Annotated in this window: 17 protein-coding genes and 1 tRNA gene; all 18 read left to right on the plus strand. The window is 60.6% G+C overall.

Going from position 1 to position 16,945, the window contains the following annotated elements:
- Positions 1-74: 74 nt before the first annotated feature.
- The 18 genes from secG (at position 75) to AC3D25_RS06265 (ending at position 16,779) form a co-directional block, all read left to right on the plus strand.
- Positions 75-443, plus strand: coding sequence for a preprotein translocase subunit SecG (gene secG / locus AC3D25_RS06180; protein ID WP_488887570.1), 369 nt, complete (start codon positions 75-77; stop codon positions 441-443).
- A gap of 137 nt (positions 444-580) precedes the next feature.
- Positions 581-665: transfer RNA gene (locus AC3D25_RS06185), tRNA-Leu, on the plus strand.
- A 185-nt stretch (positions 666-850) separates the two neighbouring features.
- Positions 851-1,210, plus strand: a complete 360-nt coding sequence (locus tag AC3D25_RS06190; RefSeq protein ID WP_062637281.1) for an NADH-quinone oxidoreductase subunit A — start codon at positions 851-853, stop codon at positions 1,208-1,210.
- A gap of 62 nt (positions 1,211-1,272) precedes the next feature.
- Entirely contained in the window at positions 1,273-1,752 is a 480-nt protein-coding gene (locus AC3D25_RS06195) for a NuoB/complex I 20 kDa subunit family protein (RefSeq protein ID WP_076786425.1), read from the plus strand.
- A 19-nt stretch (positions 1,753-1,771) separates the two neighbouring features.
- Positions 1,772-2,374 carry an NADH-quinone oxidoreductase subunit C gene (locus tag AC3D25_RS06200; RefSeq protein ID WP_488887571.1) on the plus strand — a complete coding sequence of 201 codons (603 nt, stop codon included), beginning with the start codon at positions 1,772-1,774 and terminating at the stop codon, positions 2,372-2,374.
- Between the two features lie 9 nt (positions 2,375-2,383).
- Complete coding sequence (locus AC3D25_RS06205) at positions 2,384-3,637, plus strand: NADH-quinone oxidoreductase subunit D (protein WP_488887572.1); 1,254 nt, start codon at positions 2,384-2,386, stop codon at positions 3,635-3,637.
- Positions 3,638-3,826: 189 nt separating this feature from the next.
- Positions 3,827-4,312 carry an NADH-quinone oxidoreductase subunit NuoE gene (gene nuoE, locus AC3D25_RS06210; protein ID WP_488887573.1) on the plus strand — a complete coding sequence of 162 codons (486 nt, stop codon included), beginning with the start codon at positions 3,827-3,829 and terminating at the stop codon, positions 4,310-4,312.
- Complete coding sequence (nuoF, locus tag AC3D25_RS06215) at positions 4,309-5,631, plus strand: NADH-quinone oxidoreductase subunit NuoF (RefSeq protein WP_488887574.1); 1,323 nt, start codon at positions 4,309-4,311, stop codon at positions 5,629-5,631. The genes nuoE and nuoF overlap by 4 nt, the downstream gene beginning before the upstream one ends.
- A gap of 33 nt (positions 5,632-5,664) precedes the next feature.
- On the plus strand, positions 5,665-8,004 hold the full coding sequence (nuoG, locus tag AC3D25_RS06220; protein WP_488887575.1) for an NADH-quinone oxidoreductase subunit NuoG: 2,340 nt from the start codon (positions 5,665-5,667) through the stop codon (positions 8,002-8,004).
- A complete protein-coding gene (gene nuoH / locus AC3D25_RS06225; protein WP_488887576.1) occupies positions 8,005-9,069 on the plus strand; it encodes an NADH-quinone oxidoreductase subunit NuoH in 1,065 nt (354 codons plus the stop codon).
- 18 nt (positions 9,070-9,087) lie between these two features.
- Entirely contained in the window at positions 9,088-9,576 is a 489-nt protein-coding gene (gene nuoI / locus AC3D25_RS06230) for an NADH-quinone oxidoreductase subunit NuoI (protein ID WP_047844580.1), read from the plus strand.
- A gap of 163 nt (positions 9,577-9,739) precedes the next feature.
- The gene (locus AC3D25_RS06235; protein ID WP_488887577.1) at positions 9,740-10,429 is read left to right on the plus strand and encodes an NADH-quinone oxidoreductase subunit J; all 690 of its coding nucleotides are present in this window, start codon (positions 9,740-9,742) and stop codon (positions 10,427-10,429) included.
- A 21-nt stretch (positions 10,430-10,450) separates the two neighbouring features.
- Entirely contained in the window at positions 10,451-10,756 is a 306-nt protein-coding gene (gene nuoK / locus AC3D25_RS06240; protein WP_007588140.1) for an NADH-quinone oxidoreductase subunit NuoK, read from the plus strand.
- Between the two features lie 17 nt (positions 10,757-10,773).
- The gene (gene nuoL, locus AC3D25_RS06245; RefSeq protein ID WP_488887578.1) at positions 10,774-12,840 is read left to right on the plus strand and encodes an NADH-quinone oxidoreductase subunit L; all 2,067 of its coding nucleotides are present in this window, start codon (positions 10,774-10,776) and stop codon (positions 12,838-12,840) included.
- A gap of 13 nt (positions 12,841-12,853) precedes the next feature.
- Positions 12,854-14,344, plus strand: coding sequence for an NADH-quinone oxidoreductase subunit M (locus tag AC3D25_RS06250; RefSeq protein WP_488887579.1), 1,491 nt, complete (start codon positions 12,854-12,856; stop codon positions 14,342-14,344).
- Positions 14,345-14,368: 24 nt separating this feature from the next.
- Positions 14,369-15,841: an NADH-quinone oxidoreductase subunit NuoN gene (nuoN, locus tag AC3D25_RS06255; protein WP_488887580.1), complete on the plus strand. Its 1,473-nt coding sequence runs from the start codon at positions 14,369-14,371 to the stop codon at positions 15,839-15,841.
- Positions 15,841-16,137: a DUF2818 family protein gene (locus tag AC3D25_RS06260; protein ID WP_488887581.1), complete on the plus strand. Its 297-nt coding sequence runs from the start codon at positions 15,841-15,843 to the stop codon at positions 16,135-16,137. The genes nuoN and AC3D25_RS06260 overlap by 1 nt, the downstream gene beginning before the upstream one ends.
- 45 nt (positions 16,138-16,182) lie before the next feature.
- The gene (locus AC3D25_RS06265) at positions 16,183-16,779 is read left to right on the plus strand and encodes an NUDIX domain-containing protein (protein WP_488887582.1); all 597 of its coding nucleotides are present in this window, start codon (positions 16,183-16,185) and stop codon (positions 16,777-16,779) included.
- Positions 16,780-16,945: the final 166 nt, after the last annotated feature.

The following is a 16,945-nucleotide window of genomic DNA, read 5'->3' on the forward strand; positions in this document are numbered from 1 at the left end:
CGCCCGGACGCGGGAAAGTAGTCATCGCGATGCAATCGGTGTCGCGGCAACATTAAAGATCCAGGTGAGTGGAAATGCTGTATTTGAAGACTTTGATTATCGTCGTGCAGTTGTTGTCGGCGTTGGGCGTTATCGGACTGGTTTTGTTGCAGCACGGCAAGGGTGCCGACATGGGCGCGGCGTTCGGCAGCGGGGCATCGGGCAGCCTCTTCGGCGCGACGGGATCCGCTAATTTTTTGTCGCGCACAACCGCGGTCCTCGCGGCGGTGTTCTTCATCTCGACACTGACGCTGACCTATCTCGGAAGCTACAAGCCGAAAGCGTCTGCGGGCGTGTTGGGCGGTGCGGCCGTATCGGCGCCCGCGTCGGCTGGCGTCGCGGGCTCGGCACCGGGCTCGGCGCCTGTTGCTTCGTCGGCGCCGGGCGCTGATGTGCCGAAGTAAGCGCGAAAAAGCAACAAACTGAATTTTTCGGGAAAATCGCTTTTTGTGCGTTGAACAAACTGTACTACCCAGTTATAATTCAATTCTTGAAGCGATTCGCAGCGATAACAAGTTGTTTTCCCGGATTGCAAGACAGTGCCGACGTGGTGAAATTGGTAGACACGCTATCTTGAGGGGGTAGTGGCGAAAGCTGTGCGAGTTCGAGTCTCGCCGTCGGCACCAAAGTTATCCAATGCCAGCCGCATGCATCGCTTCGGCTGGCATTGTCACTTCTAATGGTCGTTTCCGGCCGGGTCTCGTGGCCCGCGAATGATCCAGAGTGAAACCCATCGGGTGGATTTGCCCGGCGGGCAAGCCAGCAACAACGATCGTATCATTCGATTGAACCAACCGATTTGAGGATTGCCTTGAACCTCGCACCCTATTACCCCGTCTTGCTGTTTCTCCTCGTGGGCACTGGTTTAGGTATAGCGCTGGTCAGCATCGGCAAGATTCTCGGCCCCAACAAGCCTGACACCGAAAAGAACGCACCGTACGAGTGCGGCTTCGAAGCCTTCGAAGACGCGCGGATGAAGTTCGATGTGCGTTACTATCTCGTCGCCATTCTGTTCATTATTTTCGACCTTGAAACCGCTTTCCTGTTTCCGTGGGGCGTAGCTCTGCGCGACATCGGTTGGCCGGGCTTCATGGCCATGATGATTTTTCTGCTCGAATTTCTGCTCGGCTTCGCCTACATCTGGAGAAAGGGCGGTCTCGACTGGGAGTGACGGGTTAAATCACCGGTTTCATGGGCGGCTTTGGCTGGCTGCTCATCTGGAGTGGAAAGCAAATGAGTATCGAAGGGGTCTTGAAGGAAGGGTTTGTCACCACCACGGCTGACAAGCTGATCAACTGGACGCGCACCGGTTCCCTGTGGCCGATGACGTTCGGTCTCGCGTGTTGCGCGGTCGAGATGATGCATGCGGGCGCTGCCCGTTATGACCTCGACCGTTTCGGCGTGGTGTTCCGACCGAGCCCGCGTCAGTCCGACGTGATGATCGTGGCCGGCACGCTCTGCAACAAGATGGCGCCCGCGCTGCGCAAGGTGTACGACCAGATGGCCGAGCCGCGCTGGGTCATTTCGATGGGCTCGTGCGCGAACGGCGGCGGCTACTATCACTACTCCTATTCCGTCGTGCGCGGCTGCGACCGTATTGTTCCGGTCGATGTCTACGTGCCGGGCTGTCCGCCGACGGCTGAAGCGCTCGTCTACGGTGTGATCCAGCTTCAAGCGAAGATCCGCCGCACCAACACCATCGCGCGTTCTTAAGGCCTGAGCCTCCCCAATTATGGCAAGCAAACTCGAGACCCTAAAAGCGAACCTCGAGGCGGCGTTTGGCGACCGTCTCCAGAGCGTCACTGAATCGCTGGGTCAATTGACGGTCGTCGTCAAGGCGAGCAACTACGCGGAAGCCGCGGTGCAATTGCGGGATGACCGCTCGCTCGGCTTCGAGCAGCTCGTCGACCTGTGCGGCATCGACTACTCCACCTACGGCGACGGCGCCTACGAAGGCCCGCGTTTTGCCGCCGTCCTGCATCTGCTCTCGATCTCGAACAACTGGCGTCTGCGCGTGCGCGTGTTCGCACAGGACGACGAAGTGCCGATCGTGCCGTCGGTGGTCGACGTGTGGTCGTCGGCGAACTGGTACGAGCGCGAAGCCTTCGATCTCTACGGTCTCGTGTTCGAAGGCCATCCGGATCTGCGCCGCATTCTGACCGACTACGGCTTCATCGGCCATCCGTTCCGCAAGGACTTCCCGGTCTCGGGATACGTCGAAATGCGTTACGACCCGGAAGAAAAGCGCGTGGTCTACCAGCCCGTGACGATCGAGCCGCGCGAAATCACGCCGCGCGTGATCCGCGAAGATCGCTATGGCGGTCTGAAACACTAAGAGAACGCCATGGCAGAGATCAAGAACTACACGCTCAATTTTGGGCCCCAACACCCGGCAGCTCACGGTGTGCTGCGTCTCGTGCTCGAACTCGACGGCGAAGTGATCCAGCGCGCCGATCCGCACATCGGCCTCCTGCATCGCGCGACCGAAAAACTCGCGGAAACGAAGACGTTCATCCAGTCCGTGCCGTACATGGACCGTCTCGACTATGTGTCGATGATGGTCAACGAGCACGGCTACGTGATGGCGATCGAGAAGCTGCTCGGCATCGACGTGCCGATTCGCGCGAAATATATCCGCGTGCTGTTCGACGAAATCACGCGTGTGCTGAACCACCTGATGTGGATCGGCTCGCACGCGCTTGACGTCGGCGCGATGGCGGTGTTCCTGTACGCGTTCCGCGAGCGCGAAGACCTGATGGACGTGTACGAAGCGGTGTCCGGCGCACGGATGCACGCGGCGTACTATCGTCCGGGCGGCGTCTATCGCGATCTTCCTGACGCAATGCCGCAATACAAGGCGTCGAAAATCCGTAATGCGAAGGCGTTGTCGCGGATGAACGAGACGCGCCAGGGCTCGCTGCTCGACTTCATCGACGACTTCTTCGCGCGCTTTCCGAAGTGCGTCGACGAGTACGAGACGCTTCTCACCGATAACCGGATCTGGAAGCAGCGTCTGGTGGGTATCGGTGTGGTCAGCCCAGAGCGCGCGTTGCAGCTCGGCATGACCGGCGCGATGCTGCGCGGCTCGGGTATCGAGTGGGATTTGCGCAAGAAGCAGCCGTACGAAGTGTATGACCAGCTCGATTTCGATATCCCGGTTGGCGTGAACGGCGATTGCTACGACCGTTATCTGGTTCGTGTCGAAGAAATGCGCCAGTCAACGCGGATCGCGAAACAGTGTATTGAGTGGCTGCGCAAGAATCCTGGCCCGGTGATGATCGACAATCACAAGATTGCGCCGCCGTCGCGCGTCGGCATGAAGACCAACATGGAAGAGCTGATTCACCATTTCAAGCTTTTCACCGAAGGTTTTCACGTACCGGAAGGCGAGACGTATGCCGCGGTCGAGCATCCGAAAGGCGAGTTCGGCATCTATCTGGTGTCGGACGGCGCGAACAAGCCGTATCGACTGAAAATTCGGGCGCCGGGCTACGCGCATCTCGCCTCGCTCGACGAAATGGCGCGTGGTCACATGATCGCCGACGCAGTGACGATTATCGGTACGCAGGACATCGTGTTCGGCGAGATCGATCGCTGAAACGCCGGTCCGGTCGGCACACAGGCGCGCGGGTTGCACCAGTTGTAGCGGTTGCCAAAGCAACATCGGCAACCCCCGCAACTTCGGCAATACCGCGCGAACAAGAGAACAGCAGGACGCCAGGTCTGCCGCAACAGAAGGGCGCGGCAGGTTTTCGTTCGGTAGGAATTGAAAGAGTCGTGTCTGAAAATGATCTCAGCTGAAGGCCTGAAAGAAATCGATCGCGCGGTCGCGAAATATCCCGCGGCGCAGAAGCAATCCGCGGTGATGTCGGCGTTGGCCGTCGCTCAGGAAGAGCACGGCTGGCTGTCGCCCGAACTCATGCAGTTCGTGGCGGAGTATTTGTCGATGCCCGCGGTTGCGGTGCAGGAAGTGGCGACGTTTTACACGATGTACGAGACGTCGCCGGTCGGCAAACACAAGATCACGCTCTGCACGAATCTTCCGTGTCAGCTCGGGCCGGATGGCGGCTCGGAAAGCGCGGCGGAATATCTGAAGCAGAAGTTGAAGATCGACTTCGGCGAGACGACGCCGGACGGCAAGTTCACGCTGAAGGAAGGCGAATGCTTCGGCGCGTGCGGCGATGCGCCTGTGATGCTGGTGAACAATCACCGCATGTGCAGCTTCATGAGCCGCGAGAAGATCGACCAGTTGATCGAGGAACTATCGAAATGACGTCTCTTCACGATCGTCACATCAAGCCGTTGATACTCGCCGGTCTCAATGGAGACAACTGGCATCTCGAAGACTACGTGGCGCGCGGCGGTTATGCCCAGCTGCGCCGTATCCTCGAGGAGAAGATTTCGCCCGAGCAGGTGATCGCCGACGTCAAGGCGTCGGGTCTGCGCGGCCGCGGCGGTGCGGGCTTCCCGACCGGTCTGAAGTGGAGCTTCATGCCGCGTCAGTTCCCGGGACAGAAGTATCTCGTCTGCAATTCGGACGAAGGCGAACCGGGCACGTTCAAGGACCGCGACATCCTGCGCTGGAATCCGCATGCGCTGATCGAAGGCATGGCGATCGGCGCCTACGCGATGGGCATCACGGTCGGCTATAACTACATCCACGGCGAGATCTTCGAGGTTTATCGCGTGTTCGAAGCTGCGCTCGAAGAAGCGCGCGCGGCGGGTTATCTCGGCGCGAACATCCTCGGCTCGGGCTTCTCGTTCGAACTCTACGGGCACCACGGCTACGGCGCGTACATCTGCGGCGAAGAAACGGCGCTGCTCGAATCGCTCGAAGGCAAGAAGGGCCAGCCGCGCTTCAAGCCGCCGTTCCCGGCGAGCTTCGGCGTGTACGGCAAGCCGACCACGATCAACAACACCGAAACGTTCGCCGCCGTTCCGTTCCTGCTGGCTGTCGGCCCGCAGAACTACCTGGAAATCGGCAAGCCGAACAACGGCGGCACGAAGATCTTCTCGGTTTCCGGCGACGTCAATCGTCCGGGCAACTACGAGATTCCGCTCGGCACGCCGTTTTCGACGCTGATGGAATTGGCGGGCGGTGTGCGCGGCGAATCGATCAAGGCGGTGATCCCGGGTGGATCGTCGGCGCCGGTCGTGCCGGGCGAAATGATGCTCGCGACCGACATGGACTACGACGCGATCGCAAAGGCCGGCTCGATGCTGGGTTCGGGCGCGGTGATCGTGATGAACGAAACGCGCTGCATGGTGCGCTCGCTCTTGCGTCTCTCGTATTTCTATTACGAGGAGTCGTGCGGTCAGTGCACGCCGTGCCGCGAAGGGACGGGCTGGCTGTATCGCGTGGTGCATCGGATCGAGCACGGGCAAGGGCGCAAGGAAGACCTCGACCTGCTGAACTCGGTGGCCGAAAACATCATGGGCCGCACGATTTGCGCGCTCGGCGACGCGGCGGCCATGCCGGTGCGCGGCATGCTGAAGCACTTCTGGAACGAATTCGAATATCACGTCGAGCACAAGCATTGTCTCGTCGGCGGACACGCGCATCATGCGGCGTCCGAAGCGCTTACCGCGTGATCAGAGACCAAGGCTTAAGGACCATTCCCCATCATGGTTGAACTAGAAATTGACGGCAAGACGGTAGAAGTGCCCGAGGGCAGCATGGTGATCCAGGCTGCGCACAAGGTCGATACGTACATCCCGCACTTTTGCTATCACAAGAAGCTGTCGATCGCGGCGAACTGCCGTATGTGTCTCGTCGAAGTCGAGAAGATGCCGAAGGCCGTGCCGGCGTGCGCGACGCCGGTGTCGGCGGGCATGATCGTGCGTACGACGTCCGACAAGGCCGTGAAGGCGCAGCAGTCCGTGATGGAATTCCTGTTGATCAACCATCCGCTCGATTGCCCGATCTGCGATCAGGGCGGCGAATGTCAGTTGCAGGATCTGGCGGTCGGTTACGGCAAGTCGCAATCGCGTTACAACGAAGAAAAGCGCGTCGTGTTCCACAAGAACGTCGGCCCGCTGATCTCGATGGAAGAAATGACGCGCTGCATCCACTGCACGCGTTGCGTTCGTTTCGGCCAGGAAATTGCCGGCGTGATGGAACTCGGCATGCTGGGTCGCGGCGAGCATTCGGAAATCACGTCGTTCGTCGGCAAGACGGTGGATTCGGAACTGTCGGGCAACATGATCGACTTGTGCCCGGTCGGCGCGCTGACCAGCAAGCCTTTCCGCTATAGCGCGCGGACGTGGGAACTGTCGCGCCGTAAATCGGTGAGCCCGCACGACTCCGTCGGCGCGAACCTCGTGGTCCAGGTGAAGAACAACCGCGTGATGCGCGTTCTGCCGATGGAAAACGAAGCCATCAACGAATGCTGGATCTCCGACAAGGACCGCTTTTCGTACGAAGCGCTCAATGGCAGCGATCGCCTGACCACGCCGATGCTGAAGCAAGACGGCAAGTGGCTCGAAACCGACTGGCAGACCGCGCTCGAATACGTCGCAAAGGGCATCAAGGGCATCACGGCCGATCACGGCGCGAATCAGATCGCAGCCCTCGCGACGCCGCACAGCACGGTCGAAGAATTGTTCCTGCTCAAGCAGTTCGCGGAAGGCGTCGGCACGCCGAACGTCGATTTCCGTCTGCGCCAGAGCGACTTCTCGGCGCCTGCCGCAGTTGGCGCGCCGTGGCTCGGCGTGCAGATCGCGGATCTCTCGCTGATCGACACCGCGTTCGTGATCGGCTCGTTCCTGCGCCGCGATCATCCGCTGTTCGCCGCGCGTCTGCGCCAGGCCGCGAAGAGCGGCGCGAAGCTCACGTTCCTGAACGCCAGCAACGACGACTCGCTGATCCCGGCCGCTCATCGCCTGGTCGCGGCACCGTCGGCATGGCTCGACCAGCTCGCGGCGATTGCTGCGGCGGTCTCGGAAGCGCGTGGCGTCGCATTGCCGGAAGCCTTTGGCGGACGCGAGGTATCGGCGGCGGCGAAAGACGTCGCGGCTTCGTTGTCGGCAGGTGAAAAACGTGTCGTGCTGCTCGGCAACAGCGCGGTTCAACATCCGGATTTCGCGCAGATCCAGGCAGCGGCTCAGTGGATCGCGGACAACACGGGCGCGACGCTCGGCTTCCTGACCGAAGCGGCCAACACGGTCGGCGCGCATCTCGTCGATGCACTGCCGGGCGAGGGCGGTCTGAACGCGCGCGAAGTCTTCGAGCAACCGCGCAAGGGCTACGTGCTCCTGAACGTCGAACCTGAATTCGATACCGCCGATCCCGCTGCCGCGCTCGCGGCGCTGAAGCAGGCGGAAATGGTCGTGGTGATGTCGGCGTTCAAGCACGGCGCCGATTACGCCGACGTCCTGCTGCCGATCGCGCCTTTCACGGAAACGTCCGGCACGTTCGTCAACGCGGAAGGCACGGCGCAGACGTTCAACGGCGTGGTGCGTCCGCTCGGCGAAACGCGTCCGGGCTGGAAAGTTTTGCGCGTGCTCGGCAGCGTGCTCGGCCTGAAGGGCTTCGAGTTCGATACCGCGGAAGAAGTGCGCAATGCTGCATTGGGTCAAGGCGATCTGAGCGCGCAGCTGTCCAATAAAACGGGCGTGAAGTTTAGCGCGGCAAAAGTGTCACAAACTGCGGCAGATGGACGCTTCGAGCGTATCGCCGATGTGCCGATCTATCACGCCGACGCACTCTCGCGCCGCGCCGAATCGCTGCATCTTACGGCGGCCGCTCGCGATGCCAACGTCGCCGCATTGCCGACGTTGCTGTTCGACACGCTCGGTCTGAAGAACGGCGACGCCGTGCGCGTCGCTCAAGGCGATCTCTCGGTGGTCCTGCCGGCGGTTCGCGATGCGAATCTGGCGGAAAACGTGGTCCGCGTGTCGGCGGGCACTTCGGCCGGTGCTGCACTGGGCAGCCTGTTCGGTGAACTGGTAGTGGAGAAGGCGTAAATGGGCTTGTTCGATACGATCAACGCGGGCGGCACGCAGATCCTCGGCGTCGCGTGGCCGACGGTGTGGGCGCTGGTCCGCATCCTGGTGGTGGCGGTCGTCATCCTGTTGTGCGTCGCGTACCTGATTCTCTGGGAACGCAAGCTCATCGGCTGGATGCACGTGCGTCTGGGCCCGAACCGCGTCGGCCCGATGGGGCTGTTGCAGCCGATCGCCGACGTGCTGAAGTTGTTGCTGAAAGAAGTGATCCAGCCGTCGCAGGCGAGCAAGTGGATTTACCTGATCGCGCCGATCATGACCGTGGTCCCGGCGTTCGCCGTGTGGGCGGTCATTCCGTTCCAGGCGAAGGCGGTGCTCGGCGACATCAACGCCGGCCTCTTGTACGTGATGGCAATCTCGTCGATCGGCGTTTATGGCGTGATTCTGGCCGGCTGGGCGTCGAACTCGAAGTACGCGTTCCTCGGCGCGATGCGCGCGGCGGCGCAAATGGTGTCCTACGAAATTTCGATGGGCTTCGCGCTGGTCGTCGTGCTGATGGTGACGGGCAGCCTGAACATGTCGGAAATCGTACTCTCGCAAGAGCGCGGCATTTTCGCGGGATGGGGCATCAACTTCCTGTCGTGGAACTGGCTGCCGCTCCTGCCGATGTTCGTCGTGTACTTCATCTCGGGTATCGCTGAAACGAACCGTCACCCGTTCGACGTGGTGGAAGGCGAGTCGGAAATCGTCGCGGGTCACATGATCGATTATTCGGGCATGGCGTTCGCGCTGTTCTTCCTGGCCGAGTACATCAACATGATCGTGATCTCGGCGATCGCGGCCACGCTGTTCCTCGGTGGCTGGAGCGCGCCGTTCGGTTTCCTGTCCTTCATCCCGGGCGTGTTCTGGTTCGTGCTGAAGATCTTTTTCCTGCTGTCGGTGTTCATCTGGGCACGTGCTACGTTCCCGCGCTATCGCTACGACCAGATCATGCGTCTCGGCTGGAAAGTGTTCCTGCCGGTGTCGGTGGTGTGGGTGGTGATCGTCGGCTTCTGGATCATGTCGCCGGTGAACATCTGGAAATAAAGGGCGGACGAAATAACCATGAACGCACTACAGAATTTTTTTAAGACTTTCTTCCTGACCGAGTTGTTGAAGGGTCTCGCGCTGACCGGCGGCTACGTGTTCCAGCGCAAGATCACGGTGCAGTTCCCGGAAGAAAAAACGCCGATTTCCCCGCGTTTTCGCGGCCTTCACGCGTTGCGCCGCTATGAAAACGGCGAAGAACGCTGCATCGCGTGCAAGCTGTGCGAGGCCGTGTGCCCGGCGCTCGCCATCACGATCGAATCGGAAACGCGCGCGGACAACACGCGCCGCACGACCCGCTACGACATCGACCTCACCAAGTGCATCTTCTGCGGTTTTTGCGAAGAAAGCTGCCCGGTCGATTCGATCGTCGAAACGCATATTCTCGAATATCACGGCGAAAAGCGCGGCGACCTGTACTTCACGAAGGACATGCTGCTTGCAGTCGGCGACCGTTACGAAACGGAAATCGCCGCGGCGAAGGCAGCGGACGCACCTTATCGGTGATGGGCGAGCGGGGCGCCGGCAGCGTCGCGTCCCGTAACAAGTTTCTGTAATTGAGTCGACCTGCTGTTCCGGCCCGCATGTTTCTTGGTTGTGGTGTTCGCCACGGAACGTGCCTGTGTCAAAACACAATGCCTGACGTTGGCCTAACGATGAACCGGTAATCATGGAATTCACGACCGTACTGTTCTACATCTTCGCACTGCTGCTGACTGTGTCGGCGCTGAAGGTGATCACTTCGCGCAACCCGGTGTCATCCGCGCTGTTCCTCGTGCTGGCGTTCTTCAACGCCGCCGCGATCTGGATGCTGCTGCAGGCCGAATTCCTCGCGATCCTGCTGGTGCTCGTCTACGTCGGCGCGGTGATGGTGCTGTTCCTCTTCGTGGTGATGTTGCTGGACATCAACCTCGACGTCCTGCACCGCGACTTCAGGAAGTTCGTGCCGCTCGCGAGCATCGTGGGCGCGATCATCATCATCGAGACCGCGCTCATTCTGTGGCGCGGCTACGGCGCGACCGTGACGCCGGTGCACGACGTCACGGCGGGCGCGGGTGTCGGCGGCGCGGCGGCGATGTCGAACACGCAACTGATCGGCAAGGTCATCTACACCGACTACATCTTCGCGTTCGAAATCGCCGGCCTGATCCTGCTGGTGGCGATCATCGCGGCGATCTCGCTCACGATTCGCGAGAAGAAGGACAACAAGCGCCAGACGGTGAGCGAGCAGGTCAAGGTGCGCGCGAGCGACCGCGTGCGGATCGTGAAGATGAAGTCCGAAAAAGAAGCTCCCGATGCGACGACCAATCCGCCCGTGACCGGCAATATCGGCGCGGGTCCGGTCGACAACAAAGGCTAGAGCGAGAGGAGAAAGAGAACCATGTTGAGTCTTGCCCATTACCTGGTGCTTGGTGCGATTTTGTTCGCGATCAGCATCGTCGGTATCTTCCTGAACCGCCGCAACGTGATCATCATCCTGATGGCGATCGAACTGATGCTGCTCGCGGTCAACACCAATTTCGTCGCGTTTTCTCACTATCTCGGCGATGTACACGGCCAGATTTTCGTGTTCTTCGTGCTGACCGTGGCGGCTGCTGAAGCGGCAATCGGTCTCGCGATTCTGGTGACCCTGTTCCGCAGCCTCGACACGATCAACGTCGAGGATCTCGACCAGCTCAAAGGTTAAATTCAGGCAAGGCTGTTATGTCAACGACACTCAATGAAAACCTGCTGCTCGCGATTCCGCTCGCACCGCTCGTCGGTTCGCTGATCGCCGGGCTGTTCGGCAACGCGGTCGGGCGCAAGGGCGCGCACCGGATCACCATTCTCGGCGTGATGATCGCGTTCGTGCTGTCCACGCTCGTGTTCTTCGACGTGCTGAACGGCGCGAGCTTCAATGCGACCATTTACGAATGGCTGCGCGTCGGCACGCTGAAGATGGAAGTCGGCTTCCTCGTCGATTCGCTGACGGCCATGATGATGGTGATCGTCACCTTCGTCTCGCTGATGGTGCACATCTACACGATCGGCTACATGTCCGACGACGACGGCTACCAGCGCTTCTTCTCGTACATCTCGCTGTTCACGTTCTCGATGCTGATGCTCGTCATGAGCAACAACTTCCTGCAGCTGTTCTTCGGCTGGGAAGCGGTGGGTCTCGTCTCGTATTTGCTGATCGGCTTCTACTACACCCGGCCTACGGCGATCTACGCGAACATGAAGGCGTTCCTCGTGAATCGCGTAGGCGACTTCGGCTTCCTGCTCGGCATCGGTCTTCTGCTGGCGTTCGCGGGTTCGCTGAATTACGGCGATGTCTTCGCGCAGCGCACGCAACTCGCCGGCCTCGCGTTCCCGGGCAGCGACTGGGGCTTGCTGACGGTCGCGTGTATTTGTCTTTTCATCGGCGCGATGGGTAAGTCGGCGCAATTCCCGCTGCATGTGTGGCTGCCGGATTCGATGGAAGGCCCGACGCCGATCTCCGCGCTGATCCACGCGGCAACCATGGTGACGGCCGGTATTTTCATGGTGACGCGCATGTCGCCGCTGTTCGAATTGTCGGATGCGGCGCTGTCGTTCATCACGGTGATCGGCGCGATCACGGCGCTGTTCATGGGCTTTCTCGGCATCGTCCAGAACGATATCAAGCGCGTCGTCGCTTACTCGACCCTCTCGCAGCTCGGCTACATGACGGTGGCGCTCGGCGTCTCCGCGTATCCGGTGGCCGTGTTCCATCTTGCAACGCACGCGTTCTTCAAGGCGCTGCTGTTCCTCGGCGCGGGTTCGGTCATCATCGGCATGCACCACGACCAGGACATGCGCAACATGGGCGGCCTGCGCAAGTACATGCCCATTACGTGGATCACGTCGCTGCTCGGTTCGCTCGCGCTGATCGGCACGCCGTTCTTCTCGGGCTTCTACTCGAAAGACTCGATCATCGATGCCGTGAAGCTCTCGCATCTGCCGGGTTCGGGCTTCGCGTACTTCGCGGTGGTGGCGAGCGTGTTCGTCACGGCGCTGTATTCGTTCCGCATGTATTTCCTCGTGTTCCACGGCGAAGAACGTTTCCGCAATCCGAAGCACCCGGATTCGCCGATGGGCGCGGAAGCCGCTGCGCATGACGCACATGGTCACGACGCACACGGCCACGACGCACACGGCCACGGCCACGCGCACGAACCGCATGAAACGCCGTGGGTCATCACGCTGCCGCTCGTGCTGCTGGCGATTCCTTCGGTGATCATCGGCGCGATCGCGATCGGTCCGATGCTGTTCGGCGATTTCTTTGCGCACGGCGTCGTGTTCGACAAGGTTATCGAGATCGGCGAGAACCATCCGGCGCTGCACGAAATGGCCGAGGAATTCCACGGCTGGGCCGCGATGGGTCTGCACTCGGTCACGGGTCTGCCGGTCTGGCTGGCGCTCGCGGGCGTGGTGGTCTCGTGGTTCCTGTATCTGAAGCGGACGGACCTGCCGGGCGTGATCAAGCAACGCTTCCTGCCGGTGTGGACGCTGCTCGACAACAAGTACTACCTCGACAAGTTCAACGAAGTGGTCTTTGCGAAGGGCGCCGTGGCGATCGGCCGCGGTTTGTGGAAAGAGGGCGATGTGGCGGTTATCGACGGCATCGTCAACGGCAGCGCGAAGTTCGTCGGCTGGTTTGCCGGTGTGATTCGCTTCCTCCAATCCGGTTACATCTATCACTACGCGTTTGCCATGATTATCGGCATGTTGGGGCTCTTGACCCTGTTTGTAACGCTCGGCGGCAAATAAGGCGAGGGACTCTATGCACTCTTTTCCGATTCTCAGTGTCGCGATCTGGTTGCCGATCATTTTCGGCATCCTCGTATTAGCAGTCGGTTCCGACGAAAACCCCGCACCGGCGCGCTGGCTCGCGCTGGTCGGCGCGATCCTCGGTCTGGTCGTCACGATTCCGCTCATCACCGGCTTCGATTCGTCGACGGCCGCGCTGCAGTTCGTCGAACAGGCTAACTGGATCGAACGCTTCAATATCTCGTATCACCTCGGCGTGGACGGCATCTCGATGTGGTTCGTCGTGCTGACCGCGCTCATCACCGTGATCGTCGTGATCGCCGCGTGGGAAGTGATCACCGTGCGCGTCGGTCAGTACCTCGCCGCGTTCCTGATCCTGTCGGGCATCATGGTCGGCGTGTTCTCGACCGCCGACGGCATGCTGTTCTACGTTTTCTTCGAAGCGACGCTGATTCCGATGTACATCATCATCGGCGTGTGGGGCGGACCGAACCGCGTGTACGCGGCGTTCAAGTTCTTCCTGTACACGCTGATGGGCTCGCTCCTGATGCTGATCGCGTTGCTGTATCTCTACACGCAAACGCACACGTTCGACCTCGCCGCGTGGCACGCCGCGAAGATCGGCTTCACGCCGCAGATCATGTTGTTCATCGCGTTCTTCCTCGCGTTCGCCGTCAAGGTGCCGATGTGGCCGGTCCACACCTGGCTCCCCGACGCGCACGTGGAAGCGCCGACGGGCGGCTCCGTCGTGCTGGCCGCGATCATGCTGAAGCTCGGCGCGTACGGTTTCCTGCGCTTCTCGCTGCCGATCGCGCCGGACGCCAGCCACTTTCTCGCGCCGGTCGTCATTACGCTGTCGCTGATCGCGGTGATCTACATCGGGCTCGTCGCGCTGGTGCAGGAAGACATGAAGAAGCTGGTCGCGTATTCGTCGATCGCGCACATGGGCTTCGTCACGCTCGGCTTCTTCATCTTCAGCCAGCTTGGTATCGAAGGCGCGATCGTGCAGATGATCTCGCACGGCTTCGTCTCGGGCGCGATGTTCCTGTGTATCGGCGTGCTTTACGACCGCCTGCACTCGCGTCAGATCAAGGACTACGGCGGCGTCGTGAACGTCATGCCGAAGTTCGCGGCCTTCGCGATGCTGTTCTCGATGGCGAACTGCGGCTTGCCGGGCACCTCGGGTTTCGTCGGCGAGTTCATGGTGATTCTGGCCGCCGTGAAGTACAACTTCTGGATCGGTTTTCTCGCGACGTTCACGCTGATTCTCGGCGCGGCCTACACGCTGTGGATGTACAAGCGCGTGCATTTCGGCGCGGTGGCGAACGAACAGGTCGCGAAGCTGAAAGACCTGAACCGCCGCGAATTCCTGATGCTCGCCGTGCTCGCCGCGTTCACGCTGTACATGGGCCTGTATCCGAAGCCTTTCACGAATGTCATGCACGAATCCGTGGCTAACCTCCTCTCCCACGTCGCGCAGTCCAAGCTGCCGCTTACCCCGTAACGCGTGCGGAGGAATTAAAAGATCATGCAAAACGCCCCTATGAGTGCCTTGTTGCCCGACACCATCCTGATGGCGGCTGTCGTCGTGGCCTGGTTGAACGATACGATCTTCGGCACGGCTAGCCGACGCACGACCTATCTGATCGCGATTCTGTCGACGCTGGTGTGCGGTGTGTGGTTCGCCATCACCGCGCTCGATCCGGTGCCGCATTACTTCTTCACGCGCATGTACGTCGTCGATCCGTTCGCGAGCGCGATGAAAGCGGTCGTGTGTCTGGGTTACGCGGTGTCGGTCATCTATTCGCGCAAGTATCTCGAAGATCGCGATCTGTTCCGCGGCGACTTTTTCCTGCTTGGCCTGTTCTCGCTGCTCGGCCAGTGCGTGATGATTTCGGGCAACAATTTCCTGACGCTGTACCTCGGCCTCGAACTGATGTCGCTGTCGCTCTACGCGGTGATCGCGCTGCGCAAGGACGCGCCGCAATCGAATGAATCGGCGATGAAGTACTACGTGCTCGGCGCGCTCGCTTCGGGCTTCCTGCTCTACGGCATCTCGATGCTGTACGGCGCGACCGGCTCGCTCGAACTCGGCGAAGTGCTGCGCGCGGCCGGTTCGGGCCGTATCAACGATGCGGTGCTGCTGTTCGGCGTGATCTTCGTGGTGGCCGGCGTGGCGTTCAAGATGGGCGCGGTGCCGTTCCACATGTGGGTGCCGGACGTTTATCAGGGCGCACCGACCGCGATGACGCTGCTCACCGGCGGCGGTCCGAAGGTCGCGGCGTTCGCCTGGGGCTTGCGTTTCCTGGTCATGGGCCTGCTGCCGTTCGCGGTCGACTGGCAAGAGATGCTGGTGATCCTCGCGGCACTGTCGCTGATCGTCGGCAATATCACCGGGATCGTGCAGAAGAACATCAAGCGGATGCTCGCTTACTCGGCGATCGCGAACATGGGCTTCGTGCTGCTCGGCCTGTTGTCCGGCGTCGTGGACGGCAAGATCAGCGGCGCGGCGGGCGCGTATAGCTCGGCGATGTTCTACAGCATCATTTATCTGATCACGACGCTCGGGACGTTCGGCGTCGTCATGTTGCTGGCACGCCGCGATTTCGAAGCCGAAACGCTCGACGACTTCAAGGGCCTGAATCAACGCAGCCCGGTGTTCGCGTTCGTGATGATGGTGATGATGTTCTCACTCGCGGGCGTCCCGCCGGCAGTCGGCTTCTACGGGAAGCTCGCCGTGCTCGAAGCCACGATGAACGCCGGTCTGACGTGGCTTGCCGTGCTGGCCGTGCTGACCTCGCTCATCGGCGCATTCTATTACCTGCGTATCGTCAAGCTGATGTATTTCGACGCACCGCAAGACGCATCGCCGATTGTCGCCGGCAGCCTGAACCGCGCGCTTCTGGCGTTCAACGGCTTGGCCGTGCTCGTGCTCGGCATCGTGCCGGGTCCGCTGATGACGGCATGCCTCACGGCCATTACGCACACGCTGCAGCTCTGATGTCGGCAGCAGGCTGGTTTATCGTGCTGTTGGCGCTCGTCGGCGCCAACCTTCCGTTCGCCAATCAGCGCCTTTTCGCGACCATTCCCCTGAAGGCCGCGAAAAAGAGCGCGTGGATCCGCATTGGCGAATTGATCGTGCTTTATTTTGTCGTCGGCGCGCTCGGCTTTATGCTCGAAGCGCGGGCGGGCAACCGTTTCGAACAGGGCTGGCAGTTTTACGCCATCACCTTGAGCCTGTTCATCGTGCTCGCGTTTCCCGGCTTCACTTTCCAATACCTGGTCAAACGCCGCTGACCGCTGGACATCCCGGCTGTCGCGGCCTGTTCGAAGGACGCTCCGATGGCTGACTCCCGCGCTATTCCCGAAAACGATGCAGGTCTCGTCGAAAAGCTGGTGTCGAGCGAGACGCTACACGACGGCAAATTCCTGTTGCTCAAACGCGATACGGTCGAGTTGCCGGATGGCCGGCACGCGACGCGCGAGTTCGTCGAACATCCGGGCGCGGTGATGATTCTGCCGGTGTTCGACGATGGCCGCGTGCTGCTCGAACGTCAGTATCGTTATCCGATCGGGAAGGTGATGCTGGAATTTCCGGCCGGCAAGCTCGATCCGAACGAAGACGAACTCGCCTGCGCGAAGCGCGAACTGCGCGAAGAGACGGGTTATACCGCACGCGAGTGGTTTTTCCTGACGCGCATTCACCCGGTCATTTCGTATTCGACCGAATTTATCGACTTGTATCTGGCGCGTGGGCTGACTGAAGGCGAGCAGAATCTCGACGAGGGCGAGTTTCTCGAAACGTTTATCGCCGATCCCGCGCAACTGAGCGAATGGGTGAAGAGCGGCGAGATCAGCGACGTCAAGACGATCATCGGCAGTTTCTGGCTCGAAAAGATCGTCTCGGGCGAATGGGCGCTCGGCGATCCGCGCGGCTGATCCTGTGAGATGTCCCAAGCGGCCCGACGGCCGCTTTTTTTTCGTCTACGTGGCGTGCGCGCGGCACGAGTTCGCGCGGCAAGCTAAAATCGAAAACTAACTTCCGTGCTACGCGCAAATCGAATTTACGAACGACCGTTCATAAATGGAAATTTTGCGCTAAACT

Source organism: Caballeronia sp. SL1002 (assembly GCF_057814995.1).